Below are 409 nucleotides of genomic sequence, written 5' to 3'. Positions count from 1 at the left end.
AATGATTTGAAAGATTATACTAAAGGCTCTCAATTTATAGATTCAGGCAGCTTTAATATAAAACAATATTCATCTTATATAGCTAGTAACATGTATTATCCTTTGCATAGCGTATCTTTCTTCTTATGTGATATAAATAATGACGGCAAAGAAGAATTAATGCTTTCAGGAGAATATACTAGTTCTGCAGGAAGAGGCGGTATAGCACATTATACTTTACTTTTAAAAGATAATTTGGAAGTGGATTTTGATTCAGAAATAGGACAGTTTATTAATTATCGAGATTTTCAAGATTTTGGATGTATTCAAAAAATATACACAGAAAATGGTAAAAATAAAATGTTTTTATTGGATACTCTTAATAATAAAGCATATGATTTATTCATTGATAATAATGAAATAAAGAATG

The 409-nt window shown here is 26.2% G+C and carries 1 pseudogene; it reads left to right on the top strand.

Going from position 1 to position 409, the window contains the following annotated elements:
• Positions 1-409 (top strand): annotated as a pseudogene (locus E6A48_RS08510) (lysozyme inhibitor LprI family protein); the annotation flags it as partial.

This window comes from Brachyspira pilosicoli, from assembly GCF_019402445.1.
Lineage (GTDB): Bacteria > Spirochaetota > Brachyspiria > Brachyspirales > Brachyspiraceae > Brachyspira > Brachyspira pilosicoli_B.
Note: the sequence above shows the minus strand (reverse complement) of the source record. Positions and strands in the feature narration are given on the sequence as shown.